The 20,572-nt window shown below is 69.9% G+C and carries 20 protein-coding genes; 6 read left to right on the forward strand and 14 right to left on the reverse strand.

Features of this window, described 5'->3' with window-relative positions:
- Positions 1-43 precede the first annotated feature (43 nt).
- The 7 genes from ACIRSS_RS20645 to ACIRSS_RS20675 all read right to left on the reverse strand — a co-directional run bounded on the left by ACIRSS_RS20645 (position 44) and on the right by ACIRSS_RS20675 (position 6,986).
- Positions 44-469, reverse strand: coding sequence for a heat shock protein transcriptional repressor HspR (locus tag ACIRSS_RS20645; RefSeq protein ID WP_400897588.1), 426 nt, complete (start codon positions 467-469; stop codon positions 44-46).
- Positions 470-474: 5 nt separating this feature from the next.
- A complete protein-coding gene (gene dnaJ / locus ACIRSS_RS20650; RefSeq protein WP_400897018.1) occupies positions 475-1,653 on the reverse strand; it encodes a molecular chaperone DnaJ in 1,179 nt (392 codons plus the stop codon).
- 30 nt (positions 1,654-1,683) lie between these two features.
- Positions 1,684-2,391, reverse strand: a complete 708-nt coding sequence (gene grpE, locus ACIRSS_RS20655; RefSeq protein ID WP_400897020.1) for a nucleotide exchange factor GrpE — start codon at positions 2,389-2,391, stop codon at positions 1,684-1,686.
- Entirely contained in the window at positions 2,388-4,256 is a 1,869-nt protein-coding gene (gene dnaK, locus ACIRSS_RS20660; protein ID WP_400897022.1) for a molecular chaperone DnaK, read from the reverse strand. Before dnaK ends, grpE begins: the two co-directional genes overlap by 4 nt.
- A gap of 146 nt (positions 4,257-4,402) precedes the next feature.
- Positions 4,403-5,884 carry an alpha/beta hydrolase gene (locus tag ACIRSS_RS20665; protein ID WP_400897024.1) on the reverse strand — a complete coding sequence of 494 codons (1,482 nt, stop codon included), beginning with the start codon at positions 5,882-5,884 and terminating at the stop codon, positions 4,403-4,405.
- 67 nt (positions 5,885-5,951) lie between these two features.
- Entirely contained in the window at positions 5,952-6,185 is a 234-nt protein-coding gene (locus ACIRSS_RS20670; RefSeq protein ID WP_400897026.1) for a hypothetical protein, read from the reverse strand.
- Positions 6,186-6,215: 30 nt separating this feature from the next.
- Positions 6,216-6,986 carry a DUF4097 family beta strand repeat-containing protein gene (locus ACIRSS_RS20675; RefSeq protein WP_400897028.1) on the reverse strand — a complete coding sequence of 257 codons (771 nt, stop codon included), beginning with the start codon at positions 6,984-6,986 and terminating at the stop codon, positions 6,216-6,218.
- Between the two features lie 170 nt (positions 6,987-7,156).
- Here ACIRSS_RS20675 and ACIRSS_RS20680 point away from each other — a divergent pair, with 170 nt between their 5' ends.
- The 3 genes from ACIRSS_RS20680 to ACIRSS_RS20690 all read left to right on the forward strand — a co-directional run bounded on the left by ACIRSS_RS20680 (position 7,157) and on the right by ACIRSS_RS20690 (position 8,788).
- Complete coding sequence (locus ACIRSS_RS20680) at positions 7,157-7,690, forward strand: YbhB/YbcL family Raf kinase inhibitor-like protein (RefSeq protein WP_400897030.1); 534 nt, start codon at positions 7,157-7,159, stop codon at positions 7,688-7,690.
- A gap of 86 nt (positions 7,691-7,776) precedes the next feature.
- A complete protein-coding gene (locus tag ACIRSS_RS20685; protein WP_400897032.1) occupies positions 7,777-8,616 on the forward strand; it encodes a helix-turn-helix transcriptional regulator in 840 nt (279 codons plus the stop codon).
- Position 8,617: 1 nt separating this feature from the next.
- Positions 8,618-8,788 (forward strand): DUF397 domain-containing protein, encoded by a 171-nt coding sequence (locus tag ACIRSS_RS20690; RefSeq protein WP_400897034.1) that lies wholly within the window; start codon positions 8,618-8,620, stop codon positions 8,786-8,788.
- Here ACIRSS_RS20690 and ACIRSS_RS20695 read toward each other — a convergent pair.
- From ACIRSS_RS20695 to ACIRSS_RS20710, 4 genes are read right to left on the reverse strand one after another with little or no spacing between them, the layout of a single operon-like run.
- Positions 8,766-9,200 (reverse strand): GNAT family N-acetyltransferase, encoded by a 435-nt coding sequence (locus ACIRSS_RS20695; RefSeq protein WP_400897036.1) that lies wholly within the window; start codon positions 9,198-9,200, stop codon positions 8,766-8,768. The genes ACIRSS_RS20690 and ACIRSS_RS20695 overlap by 23 nt on opposite strands.
- 27 nt (positions 9,201-9,227) lie before the next feature.
- Positions 9,228-9,674, reverse strand: coding sequence for a cyanase (gene cynS, locus ACIRSS_RS20700; RefSeq protein ID WP_155548134.1), 447 nt, complete (start codon positions 9,672-9,674; stop codon positions 9,228-9,230).
- A 25-nt stretch (positions 9,675-9,699) separates the two neighbouring features.
- A complete protein-coding gene (locus ACIRSS_RS20705; protein WP_400897038.1) occupies positions 9,700-10,260 on the reverse strand; it encodes a TetR/AcrR family transcriptional regulator in 561 nt (186 codons plus the stop codon).
- Complete coding sequence (locus ACIRSS_RS20710) at positions 10,257-10,586, reverse strand: DMT family transporter (protein WP_400897040.1); 330 nt, start codon at positions 10,584-10,586, stop codon at positions 10,257-10,259. The genes ACIRSS_RS20705 and ACIRSS_RS20710 overlap by 4 nt, the downstream gene beginning before the upstream one ends.
- Before the next feature lie 165 nt (positions 10,587-10,751).
- On the opposite strand from ACIRSS_RS20710, the gene ACIRSS_RS20715 reads away from it, so the two are divergent.
- The 3 genes from ACIRSS_RS20715 (at position 10,752) to ACIRSS_RS20725 (ending at position 14,686) form a co-directional block, all read left to right on the forward strand.
- Positions 10,752-12,965 carry a (Fe-S)-binding protein gene (locus ACIRSS_RS20715; protein WP_400897042.1) on the forward strand — a complete coding sequence of 738 codons (2,214 nt, stop codon included), beginning with the start codon at positions 10,752-10,754 and terminating at the stop codon, positions 12,963-12,965.
- Between the two features lie 238 nt (positions 12,966-13,203).
- On the forward strand, positions 13,204-13,662 hold the full coding sequence (locus ACIRSS_RS20720; protein WP_400897044.1) for a DUF742 domain-containing protein: 459 nt from the start codon (positions 13,204-13,206) through the stop codon (positions 13,660-13,662).
- A 16-nt stretch (positions 13,663-13,678) separates the two neighbouring features.
- Positions 13,679-14,686 (forward strand): cation diffusion facilitator family transporter, encoded by a 1,008-nt coding sequence (locus ACIRSS_RS20725; protein WP_400897046.1) that lies wholly within the window; start codon positions 13,679-13,681, stop codon positions 14,684-14,686.
- Positions 14,687-14,690: 4 nt separating this feature from the next.
- Here the strand turns inward: ACIRSS_RS20725 and ACIRSS_RS20730 are convergent, their stop codons facing one another.
- From ACIRSS_RS20730 to ACIRSS_RS20740, 3 genes are all read right to left on the reverse strand, one after another.
- A complete protein-coding gene (locus tag ACIRSS_RS20730; RefSeq protein ID WP_400897048.1) occupies positions 14,691-15,386 on the reverse strand; it encodes a CAP domain-containing protein in 696 nt (231 codons plus the stop codon).
- A 154-nt stretch (positions 15,387-15,540) separates the two neighbouring features.
- Entirely contained in the window at positions 15,541-19,944 is a 4,404-nt protein-coding gene (locus ACIRSS_RS20735; protein WP_400897050.1) for a hypothetical protein, read from the reverse strand.
- 116 nt (positions 19,945-20,060) lie between these two features.
- Positions 20,061-20,531 carry a MarR family winged helix-turn-helix transcriptional regulator gene (locus tag ACIRSS_RS20740; protein WP_400897052.1) on the reverse strand — a complete coding sequence of 157 codons (471 nt, stop codon included), beginning with the start codon at positions 20,529-20,531 and terminating at the stop codon, positions 20,061-20,063.
- Between the last annotated feature and the right edge of the window lie 41 nt (positions 20,532-20,572).

Genomic DNA, 20,572 nt, shown 5'->3' on the forward strand with positions numbered 1-20,572 from the left:
GGGCCTCTCCGGTTGCCCGGGGAGGCCCTCTTCGCTTCAGCGGTCAGCGGCGCTTCGGCCGCCAGACCACCATCGCCGTCTGCTGGTTGAGCGGGACCAGGTCCCGCCGGTAGGACGCGTGCGCCGCCGCCGCGGCCTGTTCCGCCGCCGCGTACGCCGCCGCCAGTTCCTCGGTGATCTCCGAAAGCCGGGCCCTCAGCGCGTCGACCTGGTTCTCCAGCTCGATGATGCGCTTGATGCCGGCCAGGTTCACACCGTCCTCTTGCGACAGACGTTGCACCTCGCGCAGCAACGCGATGTCCCGCATCGAGTAGCGCCGCCCGCCGCCGGCGGTGCGGCCCGGCGACACCAGGCCCTGCCGGTCGTACGTGCGCAACGTCTGCGCGTGCATCCCGGCGAGCTGGGCCGCCACCGAGATGACGAACACCGGGGTCTCTTCGTCGCCCTCCTGCGGAATCCCGCCGAACACCGCACTCACCTGCCTTCGAGCAGCTCAGTGATCTCGGGCCGGGGGTCGTGCCCGGCCATCGCCTCGGCGTACGCCTGCAGTGCCTCGCGCGCCTTGTCGTCCAGTTTGGCGGGAATCGCCGCCTGGAGGGTGACGAGCAGGTCACCTTGCGAACCGTCGCGCTTGGCGATGCCCTTGCCGCGCACGCGCAACACCCGCCCGCTCGCGGTGCCCGGCGGCACCTTGAGCGAGACCTTGGCGTCCAGCGTCGGCACCGTGATGGTGGTGCCGAGCGTCAGCTCGGTGAAGTCCACCGGCACGGTGAGCGTCAGGTCGAGCGACTTCGGCTTGCGGCCGAACAACGCGTGCGGGGCCACGTGCACCCGGACGTACAGATCGCCCGCTTGCGCGCCACCCCGGCCCGGCTCGCCCTGGCCCGCCAGCCGGATCCGCTGGTCGTCTTCGACGCCCGGCGGGATCCGGACGGTCAGCGTGCGAGTCCGCGTGCTGACGCCCTCGCCACCGCACTCCGGGCACGGGTCGTCGATGATCGTCCCGCGGCCACGGCAGTCGCGGCACGGCTCGGAGAAGGCGAACGCGCCCTGGCTGCGGCTGACCAGCCCCGACCCGGAACAGGTCGGGCAGGTCCGCGGCGACGTCCCCGGCTTCGCGCCGTTGCCGCCGCACGTCGAACAGGTCGCCGGGCTCGACAGCCGCAGCGGCAGGGTCGCGCCCTTGACCGCCTCGACGAAGTCGATCCGCACGTCCGTCTCGACGTCGGCGCCGCGCTGCGGCCGGTTGGCCGTCGCACCCGCCGTCGTCCGGCCGCGGCCGAACAGCCCGCCGAGGATGTCGCCGAGCCCGCCGAAGCCGGCCTGCTGGCTGCCTCCGGCCTGGCCGAAGATGTCGCCCATGTCGAAGCCGCCGGCTCCGCCGCCACCGCCGGGGAAGTTGAACCCGCCCCCGCCGCCGAACAGGCGCCGCGCCTCGTCGTACTCCTTGCGCTTGCTCGCGTCGGAGAGCACGCCGTAGGCCTCGGAGACCGCCTTGAACTTCTGCTCCGCCTGCGCGTTGCCGGCGTTCGCGTCCGGGTGGTTCTCCTTGGCCAGCTTGCGGTAGGCCTTCTTGATCTCGTCCGCCGTGGCGTCGGAGGAGACGCCCAGCTCACGGTAGAAGTCCTTACCGATCCATTCCCGTGCGCTCATCGGGCGTCTCCTCCTCCCACTGGGTTTTTCTTACTGCTGCTGGTCATCGAGTCCGCCGTCGAGTGGCAGCTCGCCACCGACGGACGGGTCCACCGGGGCCGCGCCGGGCTCGTGGTCGGTCACGCCGACCAGCGCCGCCCGCAGAACGCGGTCCCCGAAGCGGTAGCCGCGGCGCATGACCACGGTGACCGTCGGGCCCGCCACGTCCGGCGAGGTGTTGTGCTGCACGGCCTCGTGCACGCTCGGGTCGAAGGTCTCGCCCTCGGTGCCGAACGACTCGAGCCCCGCGCGCTGCAGGCCGCTGATCAGCTTGTCGCCGACCGCCTTGAACGCGCCGGTGAGGTCACCGTGCTGCTCGGCCCGCTCGAGGTCGTCGAGCAGCGGCAGCAGGTCGTTCACCACGGTCGCCTTCGCGCCGAGGACGACCGCCTCGCGGTCGCGCTCGACCCGCTTGCGGTAGTTGGCGTACTCCGCCTGCAGGCGCTGGAGGTCGGCGGTGCGCTCGGCCAGCTCCTTCTCGACGTCGGAGACGACCGACACCGACTCGTCCACAATGGACTCGCCGAGCGACGGGCCCGCGTGCTCCACGGGCGCGTCCTCCGGCTCCGGTGCCGCGTGGGCCGGACCGGGCGGGCGGACCTGCCCGGTCTGGGGGTCCACCCGCCGCCGATCCCGCACGACCACCGGCTCCTCGGGGCCTCGGCCCTGGTTCTCGGATTCGTCGTAGCTGTGGGTCACTTCTTCTCGTCCTCTTCGACGATCTCGGCGTCCACCACGTCATCGGCCTTGGCCTGGCCGCCGGCCGCACCGGCGTCACCGGCAGCGCCCGAGGCACCGGCCGCACCGGCCGCCGCGTCGGCGTTCGCGTTGGCGTACAGGGCCGTGCCCAGCTCCTGCGAAGCGGTGTTCAGCTTCTCGATCGACTCGCGGATCTTCGCCGAGTCGGTGCCCTTGAGCGCCTCGTTCGACTCGTCGATCGCGGACTTGACCTTGCCCTTGAGGTCCTCGGGCAGCTTGTCGTCGTTGTCCTTGAGGAACTTCTCGGTCTGGTAGACCAGCGTCTCGGCCTGGTTGCGGGTCTCGGCCTCTTCGCGCCGGGTCTTGTCCTCCTCGGCGTGCGCCTCGGCGTCCTTGACCATGCGCTCGATGTCGTCCTTCGGCAGCGCGGAGCCACCGGTGATCGTCATCGACTGCTCCTTGTTCGTGCCCAGGTCCTTCGCGGTCACGTGCACGATGCCGTTGGCGTCGATGTCGAAGGTGACCTCGATCTGCGGCACGCCACGCGGGGCGGGCGGGAGACCGGTCAGCTCGAACATGCCGAGCTTCTTGTTGTGCGCGGCGATCTCGCGCTCACCCTGGAACACCTGGATCTGCACCGACGGCTGGTTGTCGTCCGCGGTGGAGAAGATCTCCGAACGCTTGGTCGGGATCGTGGTGTTGCGCTCGATGAGCTTGGTGAAGACGCCACCCTTGGTCTCGATGCCCAGCGACAGCGGGGTCACGTCCAGCAGCAGGACGTCCTTGACCTCACCCTTCAGGACACCGGCCTGCAGCGCCGCGCCGACCGCGACGACCTCGTCCGGGTTCACGCCCTTGTTCGGCTCGCGGCCGCCGGTCAGCTCCTTGACCAGCTCGGCGACGGCCGGCATGCGGGTGGAACCACCGACGAGCACGACGTGGTCGATGTCGCCGACGGAGATGCCCGCGTCACGGATGACGTTGTTGAACGGCGCCTTGGTGCGGTCCAGCAGGTCCGAGGTGATCTTCTGGAACTCGGCGCGCGAGAGCTGCTCGTCGAGGAACAGCGGGTTCTTGTCCGCGTCCACGGTGATGTACGGCAGGTTGATGCCGGCCGAGTTCGAGCTGGACAGCTCGATCTTCGCCTTCTCCGCCGCCTCGCGGATGCGCTGCAGCGCCATCTTGTCCTTGGTCAGGTCGATGCCGTTCGCAGCCTTGAACTTGTCGACCAGCCACTTGACGATGCGCTCGTCCCAGTCGTCACCACCGAGGTGGTTGTCACCGGAGGTCGCGCGGACCTCGACGACGCCCTCGCCGATCTCCAGCAGCGAGACGTCGAACGTGCCACCACCGAGGTCGAAGACCAGGATGGTCTGCTCCTTCTCGCCCTTGTCCAGGCCGTACGCCAGCGCGGCGGCGGTCGGCTCGTTGACGATGCGGAGCACGTTCAGGCCGGCGATCTGCCCGGCCTCCTTGGTGGCCTGCCGCTGCGCGTCCTCGAAGTACGCCGGGACGGTGATCACCGCGTCGGTGATGGTCTCGCCCAGGTACGCCTCGGCGTCACGCTTGAGCTTCATCAGCACCCGGGCGCTGATCTCCTGCGACGTGTAGTTCTTGCCGTCGATCTCGGTCTTCCAGTCGGTGCCGATGTGCCGCTTCACGGACCGGATCGTCCGGTCGACGTTCGTCACGGCCTGGTTCTTCGCCGGCTGACCGGTCAGCACTTCGCCGTTCTTGGCGAAGGCGACGATCGAAGGGGTGGTCCGGGAGCCTTCCGAGTTGGCGATGACCGTCGGCTCGCCGCCCTCAAGGACGGCGACGACCGAGTTGGTCGTGCCGAGGTCGATGCCGACCGCTCGCGCCATGGTGCTTTCCTCCTGTGTAAGCCTGCTATGTTCGTGACCTGCACGTTCATCCCCACCTTGAGCGGGGCTCTGGCAAGTTCTATCCGGCTTTCGCACACCTCGTCAAGCTGGACTTGAGTCGACTGCGCTCAACCTTTGTACCCAGCCTAACGAGGCGATCCGGGTTCTTGTTCCCGGGATCCCCGGCAGAGTTGGCGGGAACCGGGTGTGAGCCCGCTCACCAGGTAGTTCACCTCGGCCTCGCGTGCGCACGCCGAGTTGAACAGGCCCGTGTGGCCGTCGTCGGTGCGCGTCAGCAGGGCCGCGCCGTCGATGCTCGCCGCCAGGCCCCGGGCCCAGGACAGCGGCGTCGCCGGGTCGTGGGCGCCGCCCACCACCAGGATCGGCGGGGCGCCGTGGACGGGGTGGGGCTGGGGTGGGTTCTTCGGCGGGACCGGCCAGCCCGTGCAGCCGCTGGTGAAGTCCCAGAACTCCGAGTACCGCCAGCTGTGCGGCGCCACCGCGCGGAGCAGCCCGGCCGTCACGCCCATGTCCGCCGGCCCGGTGAACGGCGACGGGAAGTCGTGGCAGCCGATCGCGCGGTACGCCCCGTAGATCGGCGAGAGGAACTGGTTCCGCTCGGTCAGCCCGCGGGCGTCCGGGAACTCGCCGCCGGCCGCGGCCAGGGCCCCGCCCAGCGCCGGCCACTCCGCCCGGATGTAGAGGTGGTTGTAGACGCCCGCCGAGACCTCGTCGGCCGTCGCCGGGCGGCCCAGGTCGCTCGCCCACACCGCGCCGCGCGACGCCCGGCTCACGACGTCGTCGTAGAAGCGGAGGACGTCCCGGCCATGCAGGGCGCACTCGGCCGAGCCACCGCACCAATCCGCGAACCGGACCAGCGCGTCCTCGGTCGCCGCGGCCTCCTCGAGGATCGCCTGACGCAGCGGGCGGGCGTGGTCGACGGCGCCGTCGAGCACCATCGTCCGCACCCGGTCGGGGTGCTTCGACGCGTAGACCGCGCCCAGTTCGGTGCCGTACGACAGGCCCAGCCACGAGATCTTCGGCTCACCGAGCGCCGCGCGGATCGTCTCGATGTCCTCCGCCGCACTCTGCGTGTCCGCGTTCGCCAGCAGCGGCCCGGTCCGGGCCAGGCAGTCCTCGCCCGCCGCGCGGTTGTGCGCGACCAACGCGTCGAAGCCCGGCCGGGAAGCGGGGAACCGGTCGAGCGCCGGGTCGAACAACGTCCCGGGATCGCAGGTGATGCGCGGCGTGCTGAACCAGTCACCGCGCGGGTCGAAGCCCACGACGTCGAACCGCTGCCGCAGCCGCGCGAGGTCCGGCGACGCCAGGCCGCCGAACTGCACGAACCCGACGCCGGAGCCACCCGGCCCGCCGGGGTTCACCAGCAATGAGCCGATCCGCCGGGACGCATCGAGCGCCGGCAACCGCGCCAGTGCGAGCCGCGCCGAGCCCAGCTCCGGCCGCGCACGGTCGATCGGCACGTCGACCGTCGCGCACTCGGCCGTCGGTTCTTGCTGCGTCGCGCACGGCCGCCAGGTCAGCGAAGACGGAGACGCCGAAGCGACAGCCGGTACGACCCCCATGACCACGACCGCCGCGATGACCGCGACGACCCGGCGCACGTCCATGATGTGGTTCCTCCCCCTGCACGCCGTCCTTCGGCGTGCTTCCTTCCTAACAGCGACCCCCGACAGTTCAGGAGCGGCGGCCGGTCCAGGAAGTGAGGAAGAAATCGTGGTTTCCTTGCTGCACAACGACTTCCGCCGGAGTGCCGACCCAGGAAGTCACTCGATAGTGGGAATCCGCGGCGACCGGCACCCCCTGCGCCGGCGCCGCGGATTCCTCCCCCCGCGTGAACCCGACGACGCCGAGCATCGCGAAGGCCCCCAGCAACGCGGCCGCCAGCACGCGTCGTTCGATCTTGCCCATGGTGGAAGTTCCCCCGTAGTAAGGAAAAGGTCAGGCCGCGCGGACCGTGACGCTGCCGCTTTCGGTCGTGAGGTCGAGCGTGTTGGACGCGGAGCCGTCGGTCGGGACGTCGATGCTGCGGTGCCCGCTGTCGCTGTTCCCGACGACCCGGTACGGCCCGCCCGGCACCTCGACGTCGACGCTGCCGCTGTCGGCCTTGATCTTGACGTTGTTCGCCTGCGCCAACGTGAAGTCGACGCGTCCGCTCGACGCAGTCACGTCGACCGGCCCGCGCACCCCGGTGCCCTTGACGCTGCCCGAGTCGGCGTGCACCTGGACCTCGCCGACGTCCGACAGGTCGATCCCGCCGCTCTCCAGCCGCAGTTTCACCAGGCCCGGCACGTCTTCGACGCGCGCGTGGCCGGAGTCCGACTGGACGTCCACGCTCGCCACCCCGGCGACGTCCAGGCCGCCCGAGTCCAGCCGGCCGGTCACCGGCACGCCCGCGGGCACGACCACCTCGAAGTCGACCGAGCAGTTGCTCCCGCAGTCGGTGAGCACGAGCTGGTCGCCGTCGACGCGGTAGAAGGTGTCGCCCGGCTTGCTGCGCCAGTGGTAGTTGATTTTTTCGTGCACCGTCGACGGTCCCGTCCCGGTGCGGATCTTCACCGAGCCCGAGTCGCCTTCCAGCTTCACGCTGCGGATGGTCTCCGAGAGGGTGTTGCTGTTCTCGAAGTCCGATCCCCAGCCCCAGCCGAACGCGGTCGCCAGGCCGACGCCGATCAGGACGATGCCACCCAGAGCCAGAAGCGGGCGCGCCATGGTCGTTCCCCTCAGTTGTTTCCTCTGCGTGAGAAACGTTATGGCCGGGTGAGGGGCGCGCACATGGGGGTAACCCCCCGAAAGACCCTGAGATCCGTCCCTGACACGCGGGGGTGGCTCGGGGGGCCTAACCTGGCGCCAGGCTCGAAGTTCCGTGATCAGGAGGATCCATGCCGCAAGCACCCGGCCCGTACGAATCCCTTCCCGACGTGCCGTCCTTCACCCTCCGCAGCAACGATGTCGCCGACGGCGAAACCCTCGCCATGCCCCACCTCTCCGGCATCTTCGGCGCCGGCGGCGAAGACCGTTCGCCCCAGCTGGCCTGGGAAGGCTTCCCGGCGGAGACGAAGAGCTTCGCGGTGACGTGCTACGACCCGGACGCCCCGACCGGCAGCGGCTTCTGGCACTGGGCCGTGTTCAACATCCCGGCATCGGTGACGGAGCTGGCCTCCGGTGCCGGCGACGGCTCGGGTCTGCCGGAAGGCGCGGTCACGTTGAAGGGCGACGGCGGCGTCAAGCAGTTCCTCGGCGCGGCGCCCCCGCCCGGGCACGGCCCGCACCGCTACTACTTCGCGGTGCACGCGCTGGACGTCGACAAGCTGGACGTCCCGGAGGACGCGACCCCGGCGTTCCTCGGCTTCAACATGTTCGGGCACACGCTCGCCCGCGCGGTGCTCACGGCGGTGTACGAGAACAAGGGCTGAGTTCTTTCGGGACGGGCCCGGCGCTGTTGCGGATCGGCAACGGCGCCGGGCCCGTTTTTGTCGGTGGTCGATGACACACTGCGGTCATGCCACCACCGATAGCGACGCCCCGGTCGAGAGCGCTGGGGTTCGGGTCGCGGAAGACGCGCCAAGAGCGCGGGTTCGGGCTGCGCCAGCTGGCCCGGGCCACCGGCGTGCACCCGGCGGAACTGTCCAATTGGGAGCTGGGGTTGCGGGTGCCCAAGGTCGAGGAGGTCGCGCTCCTGCTCGGGCAGCTGCGGGTTTCGGTCGAGGAGCGGGAGCGGCTGTTCGAGCTGGCCGAGCACGCCCGGGAGCCGAACTGGCTGGAGAAGGAGATGCCGGACGCCCCGGCGATCCTGACGACGCTGGCCGAGTACGAGCGCACCGCGGCCTCGATCTTCAGTTGGCAGCCGATGGTCGTGCACGGGCTGCTGCAGACGCCCGACTACGCGCGGGCGATCCTGGCCCGCGGCGGCACTCCGGCGCAGCTGATCGACCAACGCCTGCGGGTGCGGATGATCCGCCAGGCCGCGCTGCGCGAGCACCGCGCGCCGCAATGTTCCATCGTGCTCGGAGAAGTCGCGCTCCGCCAGGAGGTCGGCGGCCGGGAGACCCTGCTCGAACAGCTTCGCCACCTGCTCGACCTCCCGCGGCGGATCGAGGTGCGCGTGGTCCCGTCCGGCGGCGACTACCACCCCGGGCTCAACGGCTCCTTCAGCGTTTTCGAGTACTTCGACCTGCCCGCCATCGTCTTTCTGGATCAGTACCGCGGCAGCGCGTACCTCTACGATGACGATCAGGTGGCGGCTTACAAGTCCGCTGCGAAGACCATGGCATCCCTCGCCTTGAGCGCGGCCGAATCGCGCGCGTTCGTCGAGGGGGTGATCGCTGACTTGGAGGCCTGACGTGACCTGGCGGAAGTCGAGCTACAGCGGGCCGGAAGCCGAATGCGTGGAAGTGGCGCTCGCTCAGGTGGTGCGGATCCGTGACACCAAGGACCGCCCGGGCGGAACGCTCGAAATCTCCACCCGATCGTGGGACGCCTTCCTGAAGCTCAGCGCAGCGACTCCGCGTTGACGCCCTCGCGTTCCAGGTAGCGGCCCTTGGTGTGCTCGCCGAAGCCGAACTGCCGGTACAGCCCGTGCGCGTCGGCGGTGTGGAGCATCCAGCGGAAGCCGGCGCCGGGACCGTTGTCGATCATCTCCCGCACGATCTCCTTGCCGAGACCGGTACCGCGCGCGGAGTCGACGACGAACACGTCGGCCAGGTACGCCGAAGACACCCCGTCGGAGAACGCACGGGCGAAGCCGACCTGCTCGTCACCGCGGTAGGCGCCGATGACCCGCCACGACCCGTCGATCGCGGCCTCGACCTGCGCGCGCGTCCGCCAACGACCCCAGTAGGCCTCGGTCGACAAGAACTTCCACACCACGTCGAGGTCCAGCCGCGCGCGATCGTCGTCCAGCTCGTACTCACCGAAAGTCCGCATGCCCGGAAGCTAACCCAGGCTGCTCGATCAGCCCCACTGATATTTGAGGAACTTCCCGTCCATGGTGACGACGACGCGCTCGCCTCCCGGGTCTTCGCGCCGCGAGACGTCGAGCTTGAAGTTGATCGCGCTCATGATCCCGTCGCCGAACTGCTCGTGGATGAGCTCCTTGATCGTCGGCCCGTAGACCTGCAGGACCTCGTAGAAGCGGTAGATCGTCGGATCGGTGGGGACCACGTCGTCGAGGGCGCCGCGCGTGGGCTGCAGCCGCAAAGCGGCTTCGGCGTCGGTGTTCAGCTCCAGGACCTGCGCGGCCTTCGCGGCCAATTCGGCCGGCACGGGGTGCTGGCCGAGCAGCGCGGACGTCGTCCACGCGAGCGGGGCGTCGAGGGTCTCGGCGAGCTGGGCCCAGCTGAGCCCGAGGCGAGTCTTGGCGGCGAGAACGGCTTCGGCGGCTTCCTGCTTCGTCGTCATGCGCCGACGCTAGAGCCGGCGTGTTTCAACGCGGTTTCAGCAGGTAGTCCACCACCGGACGCAGCTCGTCCGCGGACGGCGGCTCGTCGTCGATCAGGCCCTGGATGAGCAGGCCGTCGATGCCCGCGAGGAACACCCGGAACGCCACTTCGTCGTCGTGGCGGACCATCGACGTCAGGACGTCCAGCCAGCGACGTGCGGCCGGGCGCAGCTCGGGCTTGCGCGCCGCCAGGAGGTACAGCTCGTACTCGGCCATCGTCCGCCCGCGCCGCGGCCCCAGCGCCTCCGCCAGCAGGCCCGCGACCTCCTCGGCTCCGCGCGAACCGCGTGACCGGGCCCGGTCGATCATCCAGTAGACCTCGGTCGCCATGTCGCGGGCGCACGAGATGAGCGTCGCGACCAGCAGGTCGTCCAGCGAGGAGAAGTGGTACGTCGTGGACGTCGTCGGCACGCCGGCCTCGGTCGCGACCGTCCGGTGGGTGACGCCCGCGACGCCGTCGCGCTCGATCACCCGCAGCGTCGCCTCGATGATCTCCGCGCGCCGCTTGTCGCCGCGGGCCTTGCGGCCGTCGACCTGCAGTTTCACGTCGAAGCACTCCCGATTTCGATCAGCACAACGCCGCCGATGACCAGCGCCAGCCCGGCGATCATCGCCGCGTTGACCGGCTCCTTCAGGAACACCACCCCGATGATCGCCACCAGGGCGACGCCCGCCGCGGCCCAGATCGCGTACGCGACACCGATCGGCAAGCCCATCTTCAGCACGTACGACAGCGCCACGAACGCGACGGCGTACCCCGCCACCACCACGATCGACGGCCCGACCTTGGAGAAGCCCTCGGAGAGCTTCAGCGAGACCGTCGCGGAGACCTCGGCGGCGATCGCCAACGCGAGGACGAGGTACGCACCCATAGGGTGAAAACTACCTGAACGATCGTCCCGAAACAAAGAGCGACGTACACCACATCGGTGGGACTTAGGGCCACTCAACGGGTTACTCATCAGTAAGGAAGGTTAGTCTCCCGGCACCACCACTGCTTCGATCACTGAAGCATCCGGACGAAAGGCACCCGAACGATGGGCGCTCTGCAACTGACGCTCGGCGGGATCTCCGTCGTGCTCGGCCTCGTCGCCTGGGGCATGTTCGCCGCGACGATCGCCCGTTTCGTGCGGGTGATCCGCCTCGGGCAGCCCGACTCGACGCGCAACGGCCCCTTCATGCCGCGCATGAAGACGCTGATCAAGGAGTTCGCCGCGCACACGCGGATGAACCGCAAGCGCAGCGTCGGGCCGGCGCACTGGCTCGTGATGTGGGGCTTCCTGCTCGGCTCGCTGGCCCTGTTCGAGGCCTACGGCGAGGTCTTCGTCCCGACGTGGGGCTGGCCGATCCTCGACGACTTCCCGCCGTTCCAGCTGCTCATGGAGCTGCTCGGGCTCGGCACGATCGTCGGCATCCTGGTGCTGATGGCGATCCGCCAGCGCAACCACCCGCGCCGCGCCGACCGCCAGAGCCGCTTCCAGGGCTCCAACTTCAAGTGGGCGTACTTCATCGAGGCCGTCGTCCTGATCGAGGGCATCGGCATCATCGGCGTCCGCGCCGCGAAGGCCGCCCTCGGCGCGCACGAGACGCCGACCTGGGCTGCCTTCGTCTCCAACCCGATCGGCGAGCTGCTGCCGGCCAGCCCGAACCTGGTCACGGTGTTCGCGTTCGTCAAGCTGATGAGCGCGACGGTCTGGCTGATCGTCGTCGCGCGCACGATGACCATGGGCATCGCCTGGCACCGCTTCAGCGCGTTCTTCAACATCTACTTCAAGCGCGAGGCCGACGGCGGCGTCGCCCTGGGCGCGCTCAAGCCGATGATGAGCGGCGGCAAGGTCCTCGACCTCGAGGAAGCCGACCCGGACGAGGACACCTTCGGCGTCGGCAAGATCGAGGACTTCAGCTGGAAGGGCTGGCTGGACTTCTCGACGTGCACCGAGTGCGGCCGCTGCCAGGAGCAGTGCCCCGCGTGGAACACGGGCAAGCCGCTCTCGCCGAAGCTGGTCATCACGCAGCTGCGTGACCACGCCTACGCGAAGGCGCCGTACCTGATGGCCGGCGGCAAGCGCGACATGGCGGGCGACGAGGTGGGTCTGTCCGGCGACAACATGTACGCCGGGATCGACGTCCTCGCGATCGCCGAGTCGCAGAAGGCCCTGATCGGGGACGACGGCGGCGTCATCGACCCCGACGTCCTCTGGTCGTGCACCAGCTGCGGCGCGTGCGTCGAGCAGTGCCCGGTCGACATCGAGCACGTCGACCACATCGTGGACATGCGCCGCTACCAGGTGATGATCGAGTCGTCGTTCCCCAGCGAGCTGAACGGCATGTTCAAGAACCTGGAGAACAAGGGCAACCCGTGGGGCCAGAACGCCAAGGACCGGCTGGCCTGGACCGAGGACCTGGACTTCGAGGTCCCGGTGTTCGACGGCGACATGGGCGACGCCGAGTACCTGTTCTGGGTCGGCTGCGCCGGCGCGTTCGAGGACCGCGCGAAGAAGACGACTCGGGCGGTCGCGGAGCTGCTGCACATGGCCGACGTCAAGTACAAGGTGCTGGGCTCGGAGGAGTCCTGCACCGGTGACCCGGCGCGCCGTGCGGGCAACGAGTTCCTGTTCCAGATGCTGGCGCAGCAGAACGTCGAGGTGCTGAACTCGGTGTTCGAGGGCCGCGAGCGCAAGGCCCGCAAGGTCGTCGTGACCTGCGCGCACTGCTTCAACACCCTCGCCAACGAGTACCCGGAGCTGGGCGGCCAGTTCGACGTCGTGCACCACACGCAGCTGCTGAACCGCCTGGTTCGCGAGAAGCAGCTGGTGCCGGTGGCGCCGGTCGCCGAGGACGTCACCTACCACGACCCGTGCTACCTCGGCCGCCACAACAAGGTCTACGAGGCGCCACGCGAGCTCGTCGGCGCGACTGGCGCGCAGCTGCGCGAGATGCCGCGGCACGGCGACAAGTCGATGTGCTGCGGTGCCGGTGGCGCGCGGATGTGGATGGAAGAGAAGATCGGCAAGCGGATCAACGTCGAGCGCGTCGACGAGGCGCTCGGCACCGCGCCGTCGAAGATCGCGACCGGCTGCCCGTTCTGCAAGGTGATGCTGAACGACGGCCTCACCGCACGTCAGGCCGACGGCACCGCGAGTGAAAAGGTCGAGATCGTCGACGTCGCGCAGATGCTGCTCGAGTCGGTCAAGCGCAAGCCGGAACCGAAGCCGATCGCCCTCGGAGCGCCGTCGCTCGCGGAGGAGTGACAGAAGCCGTAAAAACGCACGGCCCCGGTCAGGAGTTCCTGACCGGGGCCGTTCTCATTACGTGAAACACGGAAATCGATTACACGAATAACGTTCACAATATTCACCGCAATGGCCCATCAGGGCAGAAACAAACCTTGGCCAAAAGCCCCTCCACCCGGCGTAAGCTGGGCTTTCCTCGCCGCCACCGCTGCCAGCGAGGCCACTTCGACGATCACGGAATCAGGGGGCAGCGCGGATGGGCGAGGACCTGCGGACCACGGCAACCGGGTTCGGGGAAACCACCGGCCGGCACGCCCTCCGCGATATTCCGCCCGTCAGTGAGTACCGCATGGAGCCGGTCGGCCAGCTTCCCACCCAGCGGACGCTCGTCCGTCCGTACGTCCTGACGCGCGGCCGCACGCAGTCGCGGCGGCACCTGGCGATCGAGGCCCTCGTCTCGACCCGCGCCGGCGCGCACTGGAACGGCGCCCGGCTGACCGGCGAGTTCCGTTCGGTGCGTTCGCTGTGCCACCACCCGCGCTCGGTCGCCGAGGTCGCGGCCCGGCTCAGCGTCCCCCTCGGCGTCGCCCGGGTGCTGCTCGACGACATGGCCGAGCAGGGTCTGGTCACCATCCACGACACGCGCGTGAACACCGAAGGCCGCCCGGCGGTGGCGCTCATGGAACGCGTGCTGCACGGCCTGCGCCGCCTCTGAGCATTACGCTCACCAGGTGACCGAGGAAAACGGGAACTCCGGTGGGGAAAGCACGCTGACCGTCCTGCTGGCCGGCGGCGTCAACCTGGCGATCGCCATCATGAAGCTGATCGCGGGCATCATCACCGGCTCCGGCGCGATGCTGTCCGAAGCGGCGCACTCGGTCGCCGACACGTTCACCGAGGCCCTGCTGCTGACGGCGTTGAAGCGGTCCGACCGGCCCGCCGACCGCGTGCACCCCTTCGGCTACGGCAAGGAGCGCTACTTCTGGTCGCTGCTGGCCGCCGTGTCGATCTTCGCGTCGGGCTCGATGTTCGCGCTCTACGAAGGCGTCGCGACGCTGTTCGGCCACGGCGAGGCGCAGAGCACGTCGATCCTCAGCTACCTCGTGCTGGCGGGGGCCTTCCTGCTCGAAGGCACGTCGTGGGTGCAGGCGGTGCGCCAGACGCTGCGTGAGTCGAAGGCCGAAAACCGGTCGTTCTGGGCCTACCTGCGGCTGATCGACGACCCGGCCCCGAAGACCGTCCTGTTCGAGGACTCCGCCGCCCTGATCGGCCTGCTGGTGGCGTTCGCGGGCATCGGGCTGCACCAGCTCACCGGCTCGGAGGTGTGGGACGGCGTCGCGTCGATCGTCATCGGCGTGCTGCTCGCCTGCGTCGCCTACCTGCTCGGGCGGACGAACCGCGGCCTGCTCATCGGCCGCCAGGCCAACCCGGAGATCGTCCGCGGCGTCCGCGACCACCTGTCCGCCGCGCCGGAGATCGAGGCCGTCGTGGACCTGCAGACGATGCTGATGGGCACCGACCAGGTCCTCGTCTGCACCCGCGTCGACTTCGACGACTCCCTCAGCGCCGGTGACCTCGAGCGCACGTGCGTCCGGCTCGCGGGCGAGCTGATCTCGGCGTTCAACGACGTCACCGAGGTGTTCATCGAACCCGTGCCGCGGACGGACCCGGACCTGCGCGCGACGGTGCTGGCCCGCTACGGCGAGATCGCGGAGCGGTGGAACAACCCGGGCCAGTAGCGGCTCAGTACCCGAAGTCCTGGACCCAGTAGTTGCCCGCCTTGGTGAACCCGACGCCGATCTTCGTCAGCGAGCAGTTCAGGATGTTCGCGCGGTGGCCCTCGGAGTTCATCCAGGCGTCCATGACCTGAGCCGCGGACGTCTGTCCTTTCGCGATGTTCTCCGCGCCCGGCTGCGAGTAGCCGGCGATCTTGATGCGCTGGTCGAACGTCACGCCCTCGGGGTTGGTGTGGGAGAAGAAGTTCCGGGCCGACATGTCGTCGCTGTAGTCCTGGGCCGCCGTGGTGAGGTGCGACTCCTCGGTCAGCGGCTTGCAGCCGGCCTGCGCACGCTGGTCGTTGACCAGGGAGATGACCTGCGCGGTGGTCGACTGCGCGACGCGGGCCGCGGCCTTGGTGGTCGGCGGCGGGGCGGCTTCCGACGTGGTCGGCGGCGGCGGCGCTTCGGACGTGGTCGGCGCCGGGGCTTCGCTGGACGTCGTCGTCGTCGGCGCGGGCGCTTCGGTCGTGGCCTGCTTCGGCGCCGGGGCCTTGCCACCCGCGAGATCGGTGCCGCTGCCACCGCCGGAGCCGGCCGGCGCGTCGGGCAGCACCAGCGCCGCGGCGCCGAGTTCGGCCGTGTTTCCTTCCGCGGTGGCCATCCAGGTGCCTGTCGCGGCGGAGAAAACGCCGAGCAGCACACTGAGTGACACCATCACCACGCGACCACGTTCACCAATGGGGGACACGGCGCGAGAACGTATCACGGAACGATTACAGCGAGAACCCTACGAACGCACTGGTCACATTCCCCGGCCCGGCATTCGACGACCGACACGAATTTCGCGGCAATCGGACGCTCAGGCGTTACTCCGTTCAGCCGCTTCGCACGACGAAGGTCGCGTCGCCGGACGCCGTCACCGGGCGGCGCGTCGGGTCCTGGCCGGCGACGGTCGCCGTGCTCGTGAAGCCCTGTTTCCCCGCGATCGTCGTACAGGTGTAGGTGATTTCGGCGTCCACCGCCAGGTTCGCCGCGGTATGCGCACACGACGTCGTGTGGTCGTCCACGACGGACACGGCGGTGAGCGGGACATCGCCGGTGTTCTTGACCAGGATCGAGAACGTGACCGTCGCGCCTTCGCGGACTTCGTACGGCGTCGCGTCCTTCATCAAGGCGATCTCGGGGTGGACGACGTCGACTTTCGCCTCCGCCGTCGATTGCACCGAGCGATTGGTCGGGTCCATTCCGGTCACTTCGGCGGTTTCCGCGAAGTCGTCGTCCGGCGCTTTTCGGGTGCAGGTGTAGATCTGCTTTTCCCCGGCCGCCAAAGTGGCGAACTTCTTCGCGCACGGCTCCTTGCCGGCCACGGACACGCTGGTCAGCGGGACGTCGCCGGTGTTCGCGACGGTGACCGTGAAGGTGACGTCGTCGCCTGCGCGGACCGTGCCGGGCTTCGCTTCTTCGGTGATCTTCACGGCCGGGTGGATGACGTCGAGCTCGTCGCTGTCCTCGGCTTCGACGGGCGGGCCGATCGGAGCGACGGCCGTGGCTTTCGCGGTGCTCACGGCGTCTTCCTGCGGTGCGGTCGTGGCGCAGTCGTACTTCTGGACTTGCTTGGCTTCGAGGCGGTCGAAGGTCTTCGCACACGGGTCGGCCTTGACGTCGGTCAGCGGGACGTCGCCGGTGTTCGCGACGGTGATCGTGCGGGGCACGGTGTCGCCGGGGCGGAAGGGGCCGCCGTGGATCTCCTGCGTGACGTTCAGCGCGGGGTGGATGACGGTGTAGGCCGCGTCGTCCGTGGCGCTGACCTGGCGGTTCGTCGGATCGGTGCCGTTCGCGGTGGCGGAGCTCACGAAATTGTCGGTGCCGGCGTTTACCGTGCAGGAGTGGTGCTGGAGAGCGCCGGGAGGGAGGGTGCCGATGGTCTGAGCGCACGCCGGAGTGCGACTGTCCGCAATGGACACTGCGGTCAGGGGGACGTCGCCGGTGTTCGTGACGACGAGGGTGAACGTGACGGTGTCGCCTTGCCGGACCCGCGCGGGCGTCGCGTCGTTCGTGATGGTGATCGCCGGGTGGATGACATGGACCGGTTCCCCGGCGGTGGCGGTCACGGGACGGTTCGTGGCGTCGGTACCGGTGACTTCCGCGACGGCGGTGAAGTCGGCTTCGCCGGCGGCTTGAGTGCAGCTGTAGTTCTGCGTGGCTCGCGGTTCGAGTGAACCCAGGGATTTGGCGCATGCCGGTGCGCCCGGGTCGGCCACGGAGACGTCGTGCAGCACGCTGTCGCCGGTGTTGGTGACGGTGATCGCCGAGGTGACGGGGTCGCCGGGGCGGACGGTCTTCGGATCGACGGACCGGGTGATCGCGACGGCCGGGTGGATCACGTCGACCGCGGCGGTGCCTTCCGCCGTGAGCGGCGGGCCGACCGGTGCGGTGGCGGTGACCTGGATCTTGGCGGTGACGTCGTCGGCCGGCGCGGTCAACGTGCAGCCGAAGGACTTGGTGGCGCCGGGCTCGAGGGCGCCGTCGAAGACCTGGGCGCACCCCGTGGCTCGGGCCTGCGGTCCGGTGGCTCGTGGGGCGACCGGGGCCGGTGTCGCCGAGTCCGTGACGCGCAAGCCGGTCAGCGGCGCGTCGCCCGTGTTGTGCACCGTGATGCGCAGCGGCACCGCGTCGCCTTCGCGGAACGGCCCGCCCGTCACCTGCGCGGTGATCGCCACGGACGGGTGCTGCACCACGAACGCGGCTTCCGCGGTCGCCGTCACCGGACGGGCGGTCGGGTCGACACCTGTCACCGTCGGCTTGTTCGTGAGGCCGGTGGCGCCCGCGCGTGTCGTGCACGTGTACGTCTGCTTGCCCTGCGGCGGCATCGTTCCGAGCGGCTTCGCGCAGGCCGCGACCTGGTCGTCCGTGACCGCCACGCCGGTCAGCGGCACGTCGCCGGTGTTCGACGTGGTGATCGTCCACGTCACCAGGTCGCCTTCGCGGACGGCGGCGGGCGAAGCCTGCGCGGTGAGCGCCACCGCCGGGTGGATCACGTCGACGACGGCGTCGCCGGTGACCTTCACCGTGCGGCCGAGCTGGTCCTTCCCCGACGCGGCGGCCGTGTTGGTGAAGTCGTCCGGCGGGGCCGGCGCCGTGCAGGTGTACGTCTGCCTGCCCTGCGGCGGCAGCGCGCCGATCACCTTGGTGCACGCCGGGGTGCGGTCGTCGGTGACGGCGACGTCGGTCAGCGGCGCGTCGCCGGCGTTGGCGACCGTGATCGTGAACGTGACCGGGTCGCCGGCGCGCACGACGGCCGGTGACGCGTCCTTCGTGAGCGTCAGGGCCGGCGTGATCACCGTGACGGTCGCCGACGCGGTGGCGGCCACCGGCTGCCCCGACGAGTCGGTGCCGGTGGCGGTGACCTGCGACGTCTTCGTCGTGGACGGGTTCGCCGTGCACGTGTACGTCTGCGTCGCGCCCGGGGCCAGGCGGTCGAACGTGCGCGAGCACGACGTCGTCGTGTCGTCGGTGACCCGCACCGGCGCGAGCGGGCTGTCGCCGGTGTTCTTGACCGCGATGGAGAACGTGACGGCGTCGCCCGCGTGGATCACCGGCGGGTCCGCGGTCTTGGTGACCTGGAGGGCAGGGGAGATCGTCGGAGCGGGTGCGTCCGCGGTGGCCGTGACCTGCTTGCCGAGCTCGTCGGTGGCGGTCGCGGTCGCGGTGTTGACGCCGTCGGCGATCGGGGCCTTGACCGCGCACGTCGTCGTCCGGCTCTCGCCGGGAGCGAGCGCCCCGGCGAGGGCGCACGCCGGCGCCTTCGGGTCGGTGACCCGCAGGCCGGAAAGCCCGGTGTCGCCGGTGTTCGTGACCTTGATCGTGAAGGTCGCGGTGTCGCCGGCGCGGTAGGCGAGCTTGTCGGCTGTCTTCGTCATGCCCAAAGCCGGGTGCACGACGTCGACGGCCGCGGACGCGGTGCCGTCGAGCGCGTCGCCGAGCGTGCTCGTGCCGGTCGCCTTCACGGTGTTGGTGAAGTCGTCGCCCGGCGCCGGGCCGGTGCAGTCGTAGGTGACGGTCTGGTGCGGGGCGAGCGTGCCGAGTGCCTTGGCGCAGGCGGGAACGGCCTCGTCGGTGGCTTGCACCCCGGTCGCCGGGACGCTGCCCGGGTTGGTCACGGCGACGGCGAACGTCAGCGGCTCGCTGGCGTGCGCCTTCGGCCGCGCGGAACGGAGGGCGACCTGGAGTTCGGGCACCGGCACGGAGAACGCGAGGTTCTGCGCGAGGTAGGTGTCGCCGCTGGTGACGAAACCGAGCTTCGTGCTCGTCGCGCCGGCGGGGACGGTGTCGACGTTGAACGACTTGGCGTCCACGCTGAAGTTGTTCTTCACGCCCGGCGCGGCGGCGTTGTCCGCGTTGGAGATGAAGAAGTTCGACGTCCCGCCGGTCGCGGGCTCGGCGGCCGGGGTGCCGTCGATCAGGAACTGGTCGCCGGAGCCGCCCCAGTCGCCGTCGTAGGCGGTGACGCCGATGTGCGCGTCGGCGGCCGCCGCACGGAAGCCGGTGATCGTCGTTTCGGTCGGGGCGCCGACGTCCTGGCGGACGTGCCCGTCGTCGACGACGACCTTGCGCTTGTTCGGCGCGAAGTCCGGGTTGCGTTCCGGGTAGGCGTAGACCAGGGCGATCGACCAGCCGCCGACGCAGTCGAAACCCTTGGGGGCCCAGACGTTGCCGACGGTCACGTCGAGCGGGGCGCCGGTCGGCGCGCCCGCGAACCGGCTGGTCACGTCGGCGTGCGCGGAGTAGTACGGGCCGTCTTCGGCGAACGCGGCCGGGGCGACGTCGACGGGTTTCGCGCTGCCCACCGAAAGCCGGACGTTCTGCGTGGCGGGGTTCCCGGGCGGCGGGATCGCGGGGATGCCCTCGCGAAACCCGCACGTCTTGCCGGTCGTGTTGCCCGCCCAGTTCAGCCGGGCGAAGACGATCCGGGCGCCGGGCGGGATGCGGACGGACGCGCTCGCCGAGTCGAACGTGCCGGGGTCGGCGTCGACGTCCGCCCACTGCATGAAGAAGTCGTCGTTGACCAGTGTGTCCTTGCGGTCCGCGGTGTTGGCGCAGGCCGCGGGCGTGTCGACCGGGCCGGCGGTCGGCGCGTGGTCGGCGGCGAGCGGGCAGCGGAGGACGCCGTTGCCCGCGTACAGGAAGTCGCCGTAGACGACGTCGTCGTAGCCCACCGCGAACGGTGGACCGCCCGCCGCGCCGGCCGACGGCGTCAGCGCCGAGACCGAAATGATCATTGCCAGAACGAGAACCAAGCGAAGCGGCCTATCGGGCAACCGCATTCCTCGCTACCTCCGGGGGCCGGGACGACCTTTCGGAGCCTGGCACGGAAGAGGGGTTTACGCGCCGGTTCTCACCCGTCCGTGGCGCCGGTGAGCTTCGCCGTGGACTCGTGGGTGATCTCCGTGGCCGCCTCGACGAAGCCGATCACCGTGCGGAGTTCGTCGTCGGTGTAGCGGTCGCACAGCTCGTACATGCGCTTGACCAGGTGGTCCCACAGGTGCACGCCGCTGGCGATGGCCTGCTCGTCGAGCGCGATGAGGACGCGGCGGCGGTCGTCGGGGTGCGGGCGGCGGCCGACGATGCCCTTGCGCTCCAGCCGGTCGATCATCGCGGTCACCGACGCGGGCGCCAGCCCGGACAGCCGCACGAGGTCCTTCGGCGTCTGTGGCCCGAACCGCGCGAGGTAGTCGAGGACCTTGGTGTCGACCGCGGAGAGCCCGCGCGTCTCGGCGATCGCGGTGTGGAACATGACCGTCTCGGTCGACAGCTCCCGCGACCTGAACAGGACTTCTTCGACCAGCTGCGCACGTTCGCTTGACACAGCCGCCAGCCTAGCCCACTCTTTAGTTCGACAGAACGAAT

The organism is Amycolatopsis sp. NPDC101161 (genome assembly GCF_044768185.1).
Lineage (GTDB): Bacteria > Actinomycetota > Actinomycetes > Mycobacteriales > Pseudonocardiaceae > Amycolatopsis.